Origin of the sequence: Flavobacterium sp. FlaQc-49, assembly GCF_044005985.1 — a bacterium.
GTDB lineage: Bacteria > Bacteroidota > Bacteroidia > Flavobacteriales > Flavobacteriaceae > Flavobacterium > Flavobacterium cupriresistens.
On sequence record NZ_JBIPCS010000002.1, the window covers coordinates 649,663 to 663,854 of the forward strand.

A 14,192-nucleotide genomic window follows, 5' to 3' on the forward strand; every position below is an offset into this window, starting at 1 on the left:
AATACTTATTTAAATTTTACTCGCGGATCAAATTGTTTATCCAGATACTCTAATCCAAGAGAACCTATGGCATATACCTGAGTAATATATTCTCCTGATTTAGCAAGATGAAAATGAGGTGTATTTCCCGGTAATATTATTATTGAACCAGGTGGGTAGGCTTGTAATTTATTTTCATCATACTTGTCTCCTATTCCAATATAAAAAACACCTGAAATTACCGTATAAATTCTGTCTTCAGGATGCACATGCGGCATTATTTTTTCGCCATTGGGTACTTTGACCCTCACAATAAAGGGTTCTGCTTTAGTTGGATTACCCACCAAAATTGCCAGTTTTACTTTTTCAGGAAAAGCAGGAAATGATTTCCAGACTATATTTTCCGAATTAATAAAATTAAATTCTTTAGAACTTAGCCCTTGTGCAGAACTCAGGTTAGTACCAATAAAAATAAAGGATAGCATTAAAATGCTGCTAAAAAATGTATTAAATCTCATAATGAACCTATTTTAATTATTAAAAAGATTTGGTACAGCTGCTTTTGAAACCATACCAAATCATTAAATCAGAAGGTCTAATTATTTTATTTTTGATAATAACTTAGTAGCTACTTCTTCTGAAGATTGCGGATTTTGACCTGTTAATAATAAGCCATCTTGTACTACATAAGAACTCCAATCAGAACCTTGAGAATATTTACCTCCGCGTTCTTTTAATTTGTTTTCCAATAAAAACGGTACCACTTTGGTTAATCCAACGGCTCCTTCTTCAATGTTAGTAAAACCTGTTACTTTTTTCCCTGCAATCAGATATTTTCCGTTTTTATCTTTAACATTTACCAAAGCTGCCGGTGCATGACATACAAAAGCAATTGGTTTGCTATTATTGTAAAAATCCTGAATAAGTTTTATCGAATTTTTATCAGTAGCCAAATCCCACATTGGACCATGACCTCCAGGATAGAAAACGGCTTTGAAATCTTTTTGTTTAACACTAGTGATTTTTACTGTAGTAGCCAATGCAGTTTGTGCATTTTTATCTGCATAAAAACGTTTAGTTGCCGGAGTTTGAAATGATGGATCATTACTTTTCGGGTCAATTGGTGCTTGTCCTCCATTTGGAGTAGCGATTACCACTTCAATTCCTTTATCTAAAAAGTAAAAATAAGGCGTTGCAAATTCTTCAATCCATGAACCGGTTAATTCACCGGTATCACCCAATTTATTATGTGAAGTCAAAACAAATAATACTTTTGTTTTTTTGTTTTCCTGCGCAATAGTCGCAAAGCTACTTATTGCAAAAAGAGCAATAAATAATGACTTAATTATATTTTTCATTTTTCTTATTATTATACTTCAATGCTTTATGTTGCTACAAAGCATTGAAGCAATTATTATTCTTTTCAAATTAATTTAAATTATGACCAGCTGCTTTACCACCATCAACATTGATAATTGATCCTGTAATAAAAGTGCTTTTTGCAACAACGTATACCATTTCGGCAACATCATCTATTTCCCCTACTCTGTTTAATAAATGCAGACCTGCACTTTGATCGGCTTTATCGCCATGCATCGGTGTTCTGATAACTCCCGGAGCAACAGTATTAAAACGAATATTTTGTTTCCCGAATTCTGCTGCCAATTGAATCGTTAAAGCATGAATAGCACCTTTACTTGAAACAGGAGCTGAAGCTGGCCATCCGCCTAATCCGTGATTTACTAATGGGGTTCCGATATTAATTACAACACCATCTTTTTGTTTCAACATTTGAGGAACAACTGCCTGAGTAGTAAAATAAGTTCCTTTTAAATTTGTAGTTAAAAACTTGTCTAAGTAAGCTTCATCAACTTCCAAAAATGGTTTGCTGTCAAAAATTCCGGCATTGTTTACCAATACATCTACAGAACCAAATTTTTCAAGTGCAATTTTTACCAGTTGTTCACCTGTATTTTTATCGCTGATATCTCCTGCGTACATCGCCAAATTATCTCCTGCACCAAATTCATTATACGCAATCTCCAATGAAGCTGGCTTCACTGAATTAATTACTACATTATCGCCTCTGTCTAAAAAATATTTAGCGATTCCTTTTCCTATACCAGATGCTGCACCTGTTACGATTATTGTTTGTTTTTTCATGATACTTATTTTTTATCGGCAGTTATGCCTTTTTCTCTTAATACTGATACTTGTTCTCCTGCGTAACCCCAATCGTCTAAATCAATTTCCTGAATCACGATATGAGTTAAGTGCGGATCTTTGTTTAATACTTCTGTAATCAAATTGGTTATACCACTGATTAATTCCTGTTTTTGCTCGCGGGTTACTCCTTCGCGGGTCAGTTCGATTTTTACGTAAGGCATGGCTTTAGTTTTTAGATTGTTCTGAAAAGATGGCTTCGGCTGTGATGTTAAAATCCAACTCAAAGTCGTTATAAATTAAGGTGTCTCCCAAATCTTTAAAGAAATTTCCTGAACGGAATCGGATATCATATTTGGTGCGATCAATTACCAGTTTACCTGAAATTGAAATGGTATTTCTATTGTTTTCAACTGTGGCTTCAAAACCAACAAGGTGTGTAATATCTTTTATAGTAAGATTACCTTCAAGATAATAAGTGCTGTCTGATACTTCTCTAACAGTAAGAATATCAAAAGAGGCAGTAGGGAATTTTTCGATTGAGAAGAAATCATCAGAGGCAAGATGACCCGCGAATTGCGCATTTGTTGCCGGATCTGTTACATCCAGAATTTTAATTGAAGAAGTGTTGATGACAACATTACCGTCTTTTATTTTTCCATCATTCAGGATGAAATTACCTTCTTTGATACCAATTGTACCATTATGTGCACCGGTAACTTTTCTACCAGTCCATTCTACGTTGCTATTTGAGCTTACGATTTTAAAATTTGTTGTTTCCATTTTTATTGTATTTAAAAGTACAATACAAAGGAACGGCGACTATCAAAATTGGTTACGTGACCTAGATCACATTCTGATTTTTGGGTTAAATCTGGGAATTATATTGGTTTATTTCACGCAGATATAAGTTTACTTTTTTGCTCTCGCAATCCCGATACCTATCGGGAGCGAAGTCGCAAAGCTTTTATTTCACGCAGATTTAAAAAGATTTAAGCAGATAAGCGCAGATTTATATTAATCTGCGAGGAACATTTTTATTTACAGCTCCAAAAAAATACAGCTTCTTTTACGAGCTATGCAATCGGCTTAAAGTTTCTCTTGAAACGCCGAGATAGGCGGCAATCAAATGTTTTGGGACAAGATTGTATAATTGGGGATACAATGCCAAAAGTTCTTCATATCTTTTTTTGACATTATTATTCATAAAGGACAAAAGCCTTTTTTGAGAAGCTATATAACCTCTGTTAGTTCGCCAGCGGAAAAAATGCTCAAGCTGATGAAATGCTGCACACAGTTTTTCACGATCTTCACTAGAAAGACAAAGGACTTCTGCATCTGTAATACAATCAATGCTTATTGTTGCAGGCGTCTGATTGTATAAAGCGGCAAAATCAGAGGCCCACCAGGTTGGCATGGCAAACTGTAATATATACATTTTGATTTCATCATTTATATAGAAAGCCTTCAGACAACCCGAAATCACAAAATATTCGCAATCTACTTTATCTCCTTCACTAATAATAACCTGACCTTTTTTAAAAGACTGCGGTTTAAAATGAGAAAAGATATAACCAAATTCTTCTTCCGTTAATGAAGCGGTTTTTGCAATATGTTGTTGTAATAGTTCTTTGGCTTCCATTATAGATTTTAAATAAATACCGATTTAATTTCAAATTGTAAAGTTATAAACAAATCAACTTATTGATTGTCTATTTAAACATCTAAATTGTCCACTTCAATAAATTATAACTATTTAATGAGCGTATTCTGATGCAAATTTGTCCTGTTTAACAACTTAAAATTTAAAATCATGAATGCAAAAACAACAAAAATTATTTATTGGACAGGTGTTATTTTAACTTCTTTATGGTTTGGCGCCAGCGGTTTTTTCGAACTTACAACAAACCCTCTGGTTTGGAAAATCACACAACAATTAGGTTATCCTGAACATTTCATTTATTTACTTGGCGTATTTAAAGTAGCGGGAGTTATAGTATTATTAATTCCAAATAAATTATTACGATTGAAAGAATGGGTATTTGCTGGTGTTTTCTTCGACATCACCTTCGCTTTCTTTTCAAAATTAGCTGTATTAGGTTTTTCTGCAACGACCGATGCCATTATTGCTTTTATAATGGTAAACGTAACTTATTTAATGTTTAGAAAATTATATAGTGCTCAGTATATTGCCACTACTACAGCATAAATTTATTTTAACAAGAAGTATTGCGTAAGCCTGAGATTTAATCTTAGGCTTTTTTGCATTATTTACTGAGCTTTTAAGCAAATAAATTTGAGCTTTTTAACAAAATAACTAACTACCCTTCTGATCTAATTTTGTAATGAACAATTAAATAGAATTACAATGAACAAAATATGGTTTATTACAGGAAGCTCAAGAGGATTAGGACGTAATCTTACAGAAGCAGTTTTAGAAAGTGGCGATAAAGTTATAGCAACAGCTCGCGATATCAATCAGTTAAACGATTTGAAGGACCGTTTTAAAGATCAAATTTTTCCGTTAGCATTAGATGTTACCAACTACGAACAAGTGTATAGTGCTGTTAAAACTGCAGCGGAACATTTTGGAAGAATAGATGTATTGGTAAACAATGCCGGATTCGGAATCATTGGCGCTGCTGAAGCCTATACGGATGAACAAGTTAGAAGTCAGTTGGAAACCAATTTATATGCTCCAATTGAAATTACACGTGCCGTATTGCCTTATATGCGCAAACAAGGTTCTGGAAGAATTTTGCAAATTAGTTCAATTGGCGGACGCGTTGGTAATCCGGGTTTAACAATGTATCAGGCGGCAAAATTTGGTTTAAGCGGCTTTACCGAGGCTCTCGCTAAAGAAGTTGCACCATTAGGAATATTCGTAACCAGCGTTGAACCTGGAGGTTTCCGTACCGATTGGGCAGGCGCTTCTATGTCGTATGCAGCTGAAATAGAAGGCTACGAAATGGTAAAACAACGTTCTGATTTTTTCAAAGGAGGAAAATTTGTTGCGGTTGGAGATCCTGAAAAAGCAGCGAAAGTGATGGTAGATTTAGCATCTCATCCAAATCCACCTGTACACTTAGTTTTAGGAAGTGAAGCAATTGGTATTTTAAAAAATGCTGATCAAAGCCGAACAGAAGAAATGGAAAATTGGATAAATGTTAGTTTTTCTACAGATCATGATAAGGCCGGAAGTTTTTTTGATACAGCGCAAGGAAAATGGTATACCAATAACACTAAAAAACAATAATTTAAAGGCATTTTACAATGGGCAGTAATCCGTTTTACTGCCCATTTTTCATAAATTTGTAATATGAACGATTCAAAAATAAATCAAAAGACATCGCCAATTGCTTATTCCTGTTACTATACCCAAAATCGGGAAGGTGAGCAATTTGCTGCAGAACATGTTTTAAGTTTTCAGATTTCGGGAATACTTACTTTAAACAACGGTACTAAAGAGTATATTTTCAAATCTGGCGATTTTAGATTTATCAAAAGGAATCAGCTTATAAAATTCATTAAACAACCCGATCCAAATACCGCATTTCAGTCCATTTCAATTTATCTGAATCAGGAAGCGCTGCGTGATTTCTCTATAAAACACAATCGGAAAACCAGTTTAATTAAAACTCCGGAAACGGAAACTGTTTTTCAGTTAAAAGAAGTTCCGTTGCTTAAAAGTTTAATGGATTCGTTGATTCCTTATATCAACCAAGATCAATTAATTACCGAAGAGCTTCAAATTTTAAAAGTAAATGAAGCGATCAATATTCTATTACAGTGTAAACCCGAACTCAAAGACATACTTTTTGATTTTAATGAACCCGGAAAAATAGATCTTGAAGCTTTCATGAAAAAGAATTTTCATTTTAATGTACAATTAGATCGGTTTGCCTATCTCACTGGCAGAAGTCTTGCTACTTTTAAACGGGACTTCCAACGCATTTTTGACATTTCGCCAAGCCGATGGTTACTACAAAAAAGATTACAACAAGCTTATTACCTAATAAAAGAAAAAGGAAAAGCTCCGTCTGAAGTTTACCTTGAAGTGGGTTTTGAAGATCTCTCGCATTTTTCATTTGCTTTTAAAAAACAATATGGATTGTCTCCTTCAAAAGTTTAAAAAATTTAACCGCAAAGTACGCAAGTTTTTTTTGAAGTAAAGGGCTTTATAAAAACACAAGGGTCGCAAAGCTAGTAGATAGCTTTGCGACCTTTGCGTACTTTGCGGTTTAAGTTTCAAGTACCCATTATCTTTTTTCTCTACACCAAAGATTGGACTATTCAACTGCTATTATGGACACTTGACACTTATTGGACTTTAAAAACAGAAACTGCAGTTTTACTTTTGAAGAAATTAATAAAATGTCAAATTTTAAAAATAGAAATTATGAAAAATAGTATCTTAATCTTCTTCGCTATAATACTTTCCTCTCTCTTCTTTTTAGATTGTTTTATGTTTCCCGAAAGCGAAATTGCAGGGAATTTTAAAACGGAAAAAACTAAAATAGAATCTACTCAAAACAATGGATTTGCGATAGTCGAACTCTTTACTTCAGAAGGCTGTTCGAGTTGTCCTCCTGCCGATCAATTATTGGCTAAATTACAACGTGAAGCTGGTGACAAAAACATCTATTTTTTATCGTACCATGTAGATTATTGGGATCGTTTAGGATGGAAGGATCAATTCAGTTCGAATGAATTTACAAAGCGTCAACAAAAATACCAGGATTGGCTTAATTTGTATGTGATGTATACACCTCAATTCATCATCAATGGAACTACAGAATTTGCAGGTTATAATGAATCTGCGCTAAGCGAAAAAATTTCAGATGCCTTAGGAACCAAAACAACGGCTGATTTAAACCTTACAACAAAAACAGTTAAAGATTCTTTAGAAATTCATTATACAACTAATGTGCTTCAAAAAGATAACAATTTGTTTGTTGCTGCCATTCAGAAGCAAGCCATTTCTCAAGTATTTCGAGGCGAAAACCAAGGCACTACACTTCATCATGTTCAAATTGTGAAACAGCTTAATTCTTTTCAATTAACTAAAAAAGAAGGAAACGTAAAAATCTCAAAACCGAAGAATTTCAATTCCAAAGATTTTGAAATAATTGGTTTTATCCAAAATACCACGACGGGAAAAATCTTTATAAACAAAAAAGCTGAAAAAATTTAACCACAAAGGTCGCAAAGTTAATATTTAGCTTTGCGACCTTTGCGGTTAAATCCCACGTACAGTTATCTGTTTTCTAACCAACTCAAAAATGCAGTTGCTTTCTCTTTTCCAACTAATAATTTTTCTTCTGTAGGAATGGTTAGTTTGAGAATTAATTTACGGGAAAAATAATGTTCTGCTTCTCTAATTGCAGAAAAATTAATTAAATTTTGCCTGTTGATTCTAAAGAATTGCGTTGGCGATAATAGCTTATGAACCTCATCGAGAGATTGCGTAATTTGATACTCGGTTTTATCAAAAGTAATAATTGTTGGAGTCTCGTTTTTAATGCAAAATAATGCAATGTTCTCGGTTAAAACGGTTTGGTATTTATTGTTTTTAAAAACCAGGAAACTGCTCTTTCCTTTATTCTCGCCAGTCCTTGTCAATAAATAATCGAAATCAGGCATCATTTTTTTATTTCTTTGGAAGAAATTCTTTAGTTCGGCTGCTTTTTTAATCGCCTGAGCAATGCTTTCTCTTGAAAAAGGTTTTAATACGTAATCGATTCCGTTTGACTTGAAAGCTTCAATAGCATAATCATCAAAAGCGGTACAAAATATTACGGGTGATAAAACCTCAACATTTTTGAAAATTTCAAAACACAAACCATCTGCCAGTTGAATATCCATAAAAATAAGATCAGGCTGATCGTTTTCTAACAGATAGCTCACAGCTCCGTCTATGCTTTGTATATACGACAAAATTTGAATGTCAGGCCTGATACTCAAAATAAGCTGGCCAAGTGCTTTGGCCGTTTTTACTTCATCTTCAATTATTAGGATAGTCATAGATCATTGGTATTTTTACTTTAAAAATAGTTTCGGTTTTGTCAATTTCAATTTCTTTGTGAATTAAATGCATAAAACGCTGATTGATATTATCAAGACCAACGCCTGTTGACAAAACACCTCTTTTGAGCTGTATTTGATTTTCAATAACCAAAAAGTCGTTTTCAGAATATAATTTAATCTGCAAAGGTTTATCTAAAGAAACCACATTGTGCTTAATGCAATTTTCTATTAATAATTGCAAAGTAAAAGGCGGAATAACCGAATCATATTGCTTTTTATCGACATTATTTATCAGAACGAATCCGTCTTCAAAACGGGCTTTCAGAAGATAAACATATGAATCCAGAATCTGAAGTTCTTCACTTAACGGAATCAAATCCATTTTTCTGCTTTCTAAGGTAAATCGATAAAAATCAGATAATTTCAGAATAAAATCTGCACTCTGTGGATCCTGAATTTCTACCATCGATTTCAACGTATTCAGGCTATTAAATAAAAAATGCGGATTGACCTGTTGTTTCAATAATTCGTACTGTGCTCCCAGATTTACAGCATGCGTACGTTCTAATTCAATTCCCATTTGCTGTGTCTGATAGTTTTGAAAAAGCAAATGCAAAAACATATAAACGATCAGATTGATTAAAATACCTCGCAATTCAAACATAATTGGGGCATCCATTTTGGAGATCTGAAAAAGTTCCTGATGCCCAATTACCAGGACAACCATAACTGCAATACCAAGGATAACACTCAATAAAAGTTTCCAGTTAAATAAATTTTTATTGGTCCGTTGAGATGAAAATTTAGGTAGGCTGTAAATGTTGTAATACCAAATAAAAATAGAGAACATCAGCGTAATCGAAGAATTGATGACAATATCTGTAGGAGTTGAATCGGCATCGAATAATTTTGGTATTGAAGCAAGAATTGCCAATGCTATAGAACTTCCCCAAATCACCTTTCGGGAAACGTGAAAGCTTTTTACTTTTTCCATAATTTTTTTATGTGTTTTTTAAATCTCGCTCTGTCAAAGATAGGATATTTTGGAAGCTTTTTTTAATGACGTAAAAAATCGGAACAAATATTTTTATCCCGATTTATAACCTTTTCCCATTCAAATTTCAAAGCCAAAGTGCTCTATTTTCCTCCATGAGCTGCAGGATGTTTTCATTTATTATAAGATCGTTTTTATAACGCTTTACACTATTGATGCGTTTTGTTTTCGCCGTTTTACTACAACGGGTTAAACTTAAGAAGAGTGTTTTCATAAAATCGAAGATTGTTGAAAAACGCCTCTTGTTGCTCCCAAAATATTTCCGGTGTTTTTATCCTGGATAAAACCAATTACTTCAAAATCTTTTTCGTTAAAACTTTTCGGCAAGTGAATCGATACAGTTCCTTTTTTTTCTTTTAAATCTACTAAATGCAAATGATGTACAATCTGATAATGTGATAAAACGCGGTTTGCATTCTCCCCTCTTTTTACATTAATTTTAGCTGCTTTCTGAACAATTGCAATTAATAAACTACTATTTTTAAAAGTTCCTTCTATGTTATAATTTACGTTAAGATTATTATTGGCCTGACTGGCTTCTAAAGACAAATCGGTAGTAACAGGTTTTGAAAGTGCTGATTTTATTCCGTTTCTAACCGCTGTTTCTTGTGAAGCAATATAATCTGCTTTTCCATTTACAATTAGCTGTGGCGTATAAATTGGCTCTTTTCCCAGAAATTTGGCATAGTCATATTGTCTTTTGGTATAATCTGCATCACTAAAAACATCTTTCCAGCCTTGTCTGTCCCAATAATCGACGTGGTAAGCCAAAACAAAAACATTGTTGTCTTTGTATTCATTTTGAATTCTCCCCATCAATTCATCTGCAGGTGGACAACTTGAACAGCCCTCAGAAGTATATAATTCTAATAAGGCAAAACCTTTGTGTACATTATTATTTGGATTATTCTGACTGAAAGAAGTCATTGCGATTAGCAGCAGTAATGCCACAAAAAAAGCGGGTATTAATTTTATCTTTTTCATTTTTTGTTGAGTTAGATGTGAGATGTGAGATATTAGATGTAATTGATGACTACTAACATCTCACATTTTACATTTAAAGAATATTAATTTCAACATTAATATTTCCTCTAGTTGCTTTAGAGTAAGGACAAGTCTGATGTGCTTCATCAGCAAGTTTTCTTGCCGTTTCAGCATCTAAGCCAGGAAGACTTATATTCAATCTTGCCTGCAAAGAATAGGCTCCGTCTGTTACACCTAAATCTACTTCTGCGTCAACTGCAGTTTCAGCAGGAAGTTTAATATTTAGTTTTGAAGCTGCAATTCCCATCGCACCAATAAAACAAGCCGACCATCCAGCCGCAAAAAGCTGTTCCGGATTTGTACCCGGACGTGAAGATCCCGGAGAACTAAGTTTAATATTCAATTGATCATCTGAACTTTGAGAAGCTCCTTCTCTACCACCTGTTGTGTGTGTTTTTCCTGTGTATAAGATTTTTGTTTCCATGACTTTGTTAATTGTTAATTGTTAATTGTGATTTTTATATGCTTGATATTGATATGTAAAATGTGAGATGTAAAAGGTAATTAATCATTAACCATTTACAATTTACCATTAGCTACGTCTATAATTGCCTGAGCAAATGCTTTTGGATCTTCTTGTGGTACGTTGTGTCCGATGCCTTTTAGGATTCTGTGCTCGTATTTTCCTATGAATTTGTCTCTGTATGCTTTTCCATCCGCGAAAGCGCCATCAAAATCACTTCCAATAGTAATAGTTGGAACTTTAATTACCGGTCTTGCTGCCAAACGTTTTTCTAAACTATCGTATTTTGATTCTCCCGCTTCAAGCGATTGTCTCCATCTGTAATTGTGAATTACGATTGCTACGTGATCCGGATTATCAAAAGATTGTGCTGTTTGATCATAAGTCGCTTTGTCAAATTTCCACAATGGAGAAGCTATCTGCCAGATTTGTTTATTAAACTCATAGGTGTTTTGAGCGTATCCTAATTTTCCTCTTTCTGTAGCAAAATAATATTGGTACCACCATCCTAATTCTGCTTTTGGAGGTAATGGTTTTAAGTTCACTTCCAGATTTACAACCAAATAACCACTTACAGAAACCAATCCGTCAAAACGTTCCGGCCAAAGTGCTGCTACAACTACGGCAGTTCTTGCTCCCCAGTCGAATCCGCCAATAATAGCTTTATCAATTTTAAGTGCATCCATCAGCGCCATAATATCACTTGCCAATGCAGCCTGTTGACCGTTTCTGAAAGTATCTTTTGAAAGAAATGTTGTGGTTCCGGATCCTCTTAAATATGGTGTGATTACTCTATAGCCTTTTGCAACTAAAATTGGAACTACTTCATTATAACTATGAATGTCATAAGGCCAGCCGTGAAGTAAAATTACTGGTTTTCCTGTTGAAGGGCCAGCTTCAGTATAACCTACGTTTAATAATCCCGCGTTGATTTGTTTTAATGTTCCAAGAGAAGAACTTACTGTTTTTTCTTTTTGATTTTCTGATTGTGCATTGATTGATGTCATTGCAAAGAAAAAAACTGCGATTAAAAATACTTTAGAAGTTAAAGCAGCAATAGTGTTTGTTATTTTTGATATTGTTTTCATAATTATGATTATTTAATTATTTGATTACTAATTAATTTCTTCGTCAAAAGTAGTTCGACACTCCCCATTTTAAAAGAGGAAAAAGGTGAAGTGGACAAAGTAAAAGTTGAAATGGACAGAAGTTTTTTTTAACCTCAAAGCACCCTAAGATTTACGCAATCCCGAAGCCTCGGGACGCAAAGTTTTTTTTCGCACAGCTTTACGATCTTTGCGTGCTTTGCGGTTAAACTATTCATAAACCTATTTCTTCAAAACCAAAACTGGTTTTCCTTTTTCTACGATGTAAGTTGCCAATTCAGATGCTTGTAAATCTGTATTATTTCTTGCTGAGTGAACAACTCCAGCGGGGATAAAAAGTACTTCTCCTGCTTTTAAAATGACTGTTCCCTGACCTTCAACTTCATATTCTAGCGAGCCTTCTAGCACATAAATAATTTCTTCTCCAGGATGCGAATGTTTTCCGAAAGCCGCATGTCCGTCAAAATCAATTCGGGCCTGAACAGTTTCTCTTCCCGGAATACTCAAAGCGTGTTTTTGCAAATCAGTACGTTTTATTCCGGTTTGCGCCGCAATTTGATTCGGAATTAAAAAGGCGATTATACCTAAAATGATAATAGCTATTATAACCCATGTTTTTTGTTTTTTAGTTTCCATTTTATTAATTTTTAATTACTTGATTATCAGTTAATTTCTTCATCAAAAGTAGTTTAACAATCTTTCTTTTAAAATCAGAAAATAGCCCAAACGGACAAACTAAGGAATGAAACGGACAGGCTTAAAGCCAAAGTTTCTGTTTGTTTTTGTATTGTTTCTGTAGAATGATTCATTCTGTTTTCTAATTGATTACTGAAATTAAAAAACAGAATGTATCATTGTTTTTTTATTATTTTCTCAATGATTTAAAAGCAGCACGAAGTTCTTCTGTAAAAAGCTGTGGTTCTTCCCAGGAAGCAAAGTGACCGCCTTTGTTCACTTCATTAAAATAAATCAGATTTTTATAGGCTTTTTCAGTCCAGCTTTTTGGTGCCTGATAGATTTCTCCGGGAAACACGGTTACGGCAACCGGAATTTTAATTTCAGTTGTTCTTTGTTCGACAACATTAAAATTGTTTGTGTTATTTTCCCAATATAAATTAGCAGATGAGTTGGCTGTATTTGTTAACCAGTACAACGAAATATCGTCCAGCATTTCATCTTTGGTTAGCGATTTTTCAGCATCTCCTCCACTATACGTCCATTCATTGAATTTATCTAAGAAAAACGAAGCTAAACCTACTGGCGAATCTGTAAGACCATATCCCAAAGTTTGAGGTCTTGTTACCATCATTCCGGCATAACCACCGCCTTTTGTGTATAATTTATTTAGTGAAACAAAAGCTGCTTTTTCTTTTACTGATAATCCTGCAGGTGCCGGATCTCCGTCTTTAAGTACTTTTGCAACATCTGCAGGAACAGTAGCAGGCATATTTACATGAATACCCAATAATCCATCTGGTGCCTGACGTGCCATCGCATCTGCAATTACAGAGCCCCAATCTCCACCCTGAGATACATAATGTGTATATCCTAAACGTTTCATCAATACATCCCATGCTTTTCCAATTTTTTCAGGCCCCCAACCTGTTCCCTTTGGTTTTTCTGAGAAGCCATAGCCCGGCATTGACGGAATTACAACATCAAAAGCATCTTCTGCTTTTCCGCCATAAGCAGTAGGATCTGTTAACGGACCAATAACTTTTAAAAGTTCAAAAACAGAACCCGGCCATCCGTGAGTAATTACTAACGGTAAAGCATTTTTATGTTTCGATTTAATATGCATAAATTGAATATCTAAACCGTCGATGTTGGTTATAAATTGAGGTAAGATATTTAGTTTGTCTTCAGCTTTATGCCAGTCATAATCGGTTCCCCAATACTTCACTAATTTTTGAATCTGAGCCAGTTTTACTCCCTGAGATTGATCAGTCACTGTTTCCTGTTGTGGCCATCTTGTAGCATTTACACGATTTTTAAGATCTGTAATAGCCTCTTGATTTACACTAATGTGATACGGACGAATAGTTTCAGAATCTTTTGTCTGAGTTTGTTTTTTCTGTCCAAAGCTGGTCGCTGCGATCAACATAAAAGCTCCTGTTGCCATTGCATTTAAGAAGCTGCGTTTATTCTTTTGAGTTGTTTCCATTTTTTTGATATTTAAATTTGTTTGATTATCAGTTAATTTCTTCGCCAAAAGTAGCCTGACAATCCTTCTTTTAAAATCATAAAATAGCCCAAATGGACAAACTAAGGAGTGAAACGGACAGTGTAAAATGTGAGATTTGAAATCCTTTACCACTTAACCGCAAAGTCCTATTTAACCGCAAAGTGCGCAAAG

At 34.3% G+C, this 14,192-nt stretch carries 17 protein-coding genes; 4 read left to right on the forward strand and 13 right to left on the reverse strand.

Annotated features, from left to right (window positions below; all coding sequences use genetic code 11):
• Nucleotides 1-5: 5 nt before the first annotated feature.
• The 6 genes from ACHRV3_RS06095 to ACHRV3_RS06120 form a co-directional block, all read right to left on the reverse strand.
• A complete protein-coding gene (locus tag ACHRV3_RS06095; RefSeq protein ID WP_395433638.1) occupies nt 6-497 on the reverse strand; it encodes a cupin domain-containing protein in 492 nt (163 codons plus the stop codon).
• Between the two features lie 81 nt (nt 498-578).
• Nucleotides 579-1,337, reverse strand: a complete 759-nt coding sequence (locus tag ACHRV3_RS06100; protein ID WP_395433639.1) for a type 1 glutamine amidotransferase domain-containing protein — start codon at nt 1,335-1,337, stop codon at nt 579-581.
• Nucleotides 1,338-1,407: 70 nt separating this feature from the next.
• A complete protein-coding gene (locus ACHRV3_RS06105) occupies nt 1,408-2,142 on the reverse strand; it encodes an SDR family NAD(P)-dependent oxidoreductase (RefSeq protein WP_395433640.1) in 735 nt (244 codons plus the stop codon).
• 5 nt (nt 2,143-2,147) lie between these two features.
• Nucleotides 2,148-2,366 (reverse strand): 4-oxalocrotonate tautomerase family protein, encoded by a 219-nt coding sequence (locus ACHRV3_RS06110; protein ID WP_029269944.1) that lies wholly within the window; start codon nt 2,364-2,366, stop codon nt 2,148-2,150.
• Nucleotides 2,367-2,370: 4 nt separating this feature from the next.
• Complete coding sequence (locus ACHRV3_RS06115) at nt 2,371-2,925, reverse strand: YceI family protein (RefSeq protein WP_395433642.1); 555 nt, start codon at nt 2,923-2,925, stop codon at nt 2,371-2,373.
• A gap of 286 nt (nt 2,926-3,211) precedes the next feature.
• Complete coding sequence (locus ACHRV3_RS06120) at nt 3,212-3,784, reverse strand: Crp/Fnr family transcriptional regulator (protein WP_395433643.1); 573 nt, start codon at nt 3,782-3,784, stop codon at nt 3,212-3,214.
• Nucleotides 3,785-3,955: 171 nt separating this feature from the next.
• Here ACHRV3_RS06120 and ACHRV3_RS06125 point away from each other — a divergent pair, with 171 nt between their 5' ends.
• The 4 genes from ACHRV3_RS06125 to ACHRV3_RS06140 all read left to right on the forward strand — a co-directional run bounded on the left by ACHRV3_RS06125 (nt 3,956) and on the right by ACHRV3_RS06140 (nt 7,336).
• Complete coding sequence (locus ACHRV3_RS06125; RefSeq protein WP_395433644.1) at nt 3,956-4,351, forward strand: DoxX family protein; 396 nt, start codon at nt 3,956-3,958, stop codon at nt 4,349-4,351.
• 159 nt (nt 4,352-4,510) lie between these two features.
• A complete protein-coding gene (locus tag ACHRV3_RS06130) occupies nt 4,511-5,398 on the forward strand; it encodes an oxidoreductase (RefSeq protein WP_395433645.1) in 888 nt (295 codons plus the stop codon).
• A gap of 63 nt (nt 5,399-5,461) precedes the next feature.
• On the forward strand, nt 5,462-6,274 hold the full coding sequence (locus ACHRV3_RS06135) for a helix-turn-helix domain-containing protein (protein ID WP_395433646.1): 813 nt from the start codon (nt 5,462-5,464) through the stop codon (nt 6,272-6,274).
• A 267-nt stretch (nt 6,275-6,541) separates the two neighbouring features.
• Nucleotides 6,542-7,336: a DUF1223 domain-containing protein gene (locus ACHRV3_RS06140; protein ID WP_395433647.1), complete on the forward strand. Its 795-nt coding sequence runs from the start codon at nt 6,542-6,544 to the stop codon at nt 7,334-7,336.
• Between the two features lie 62 nt (nt 7,337-7,398).
• Here ACHRV3_RS06140 and ACHRV3_RS06145 read toward each other — a convergent pair whose 3' ends face one another.
• From ACHRV3_RS06145 to ACHRV3_RS06175, 7 genes are all read right to left on the reverse strand, one after another.
• A complete protein-coding gene (locus ACHRV3_RS06145) occupies nt 7,399-8,166 on the reverse strand; it encodes a LytR/AlgR family response regulator transcription factor (RefSeq protein ID WP_395433648.1) in 768 nt (255 codons plus the stop codon).
• Nucleotides 8,147-9,163 (reverse strand): sensor histidine kinase, encoded by a 1,017-nt coding sequence (locus ACHRV3_RS06150; protein WP_395433649.1) that lies wholly within the window; start codon nt 9,161-9,163, stop codon nt 8,147-8,149. The genes ACHRV3_RS06145 and ACHRV3_RS06150 overlap by 20 nt, the downstream gene beginning before the upstream one ends.
• 270 nt (nt 9,164-9,433) lie before the next feature.
• Nucleotides 9,434-10,207: a DUF1223 domain-containing protein gene (locus ACHRV3_RS06155; protein ID WP_395433650.1), complete on the reverse strand. Its 774-nt coding sequence runs from the start codon at nt 10,205-10,207 to the stop codon at nt 9,434-9,436.
• Between the two features lie 73 nt (nt 10,208-10,280).
• Nucleotides 10,281-10,691: an organic hydroperoxide resistance protein gene (locus tag ACHRV3_RS06160; protein WP_395433651.1), complete on the reverse strand. Its 411-nt coding sequence runs from the start codon at nt 10,689-10,691 to the stop codon at nt 10,281-10,283.
• 95 nt (nt 10,692-10,786) lie between these two features.
• Entirely contained in the window at nt 10,787-11,818 is a 1,032-nt protein-coding gene (locus ACHRV3_RS06165) for an alpha/beta fold hydrolase (protein WP_395433652.1), read from the reverse strand.
• Between the two features lie 240 nt (nt 11,819-12,058).
• Complete coding sequence (locus ACHRV3_RS06170) at nt 12,059-12,472, reverse strand: cupin domain-containing protein (protein ID WP_395433653.1); 414 nt, start codon at nt 12,470-12,472, stop codon at nt 12,059-12,061.
• Between the two features lie 229 nt (nt 12,473-12,701).
• Entirely contained in the window at nt 12,702-14,000 is a 1,299-nt protein-coding gene (locus ACHRV3_RS06175; protein ID WP_395433654.1) for an epoxide hydrolase family protein, read from the reverse strand.
• Nucleotides 14,001-14,192: the final 192 nt, after the last annotated feature.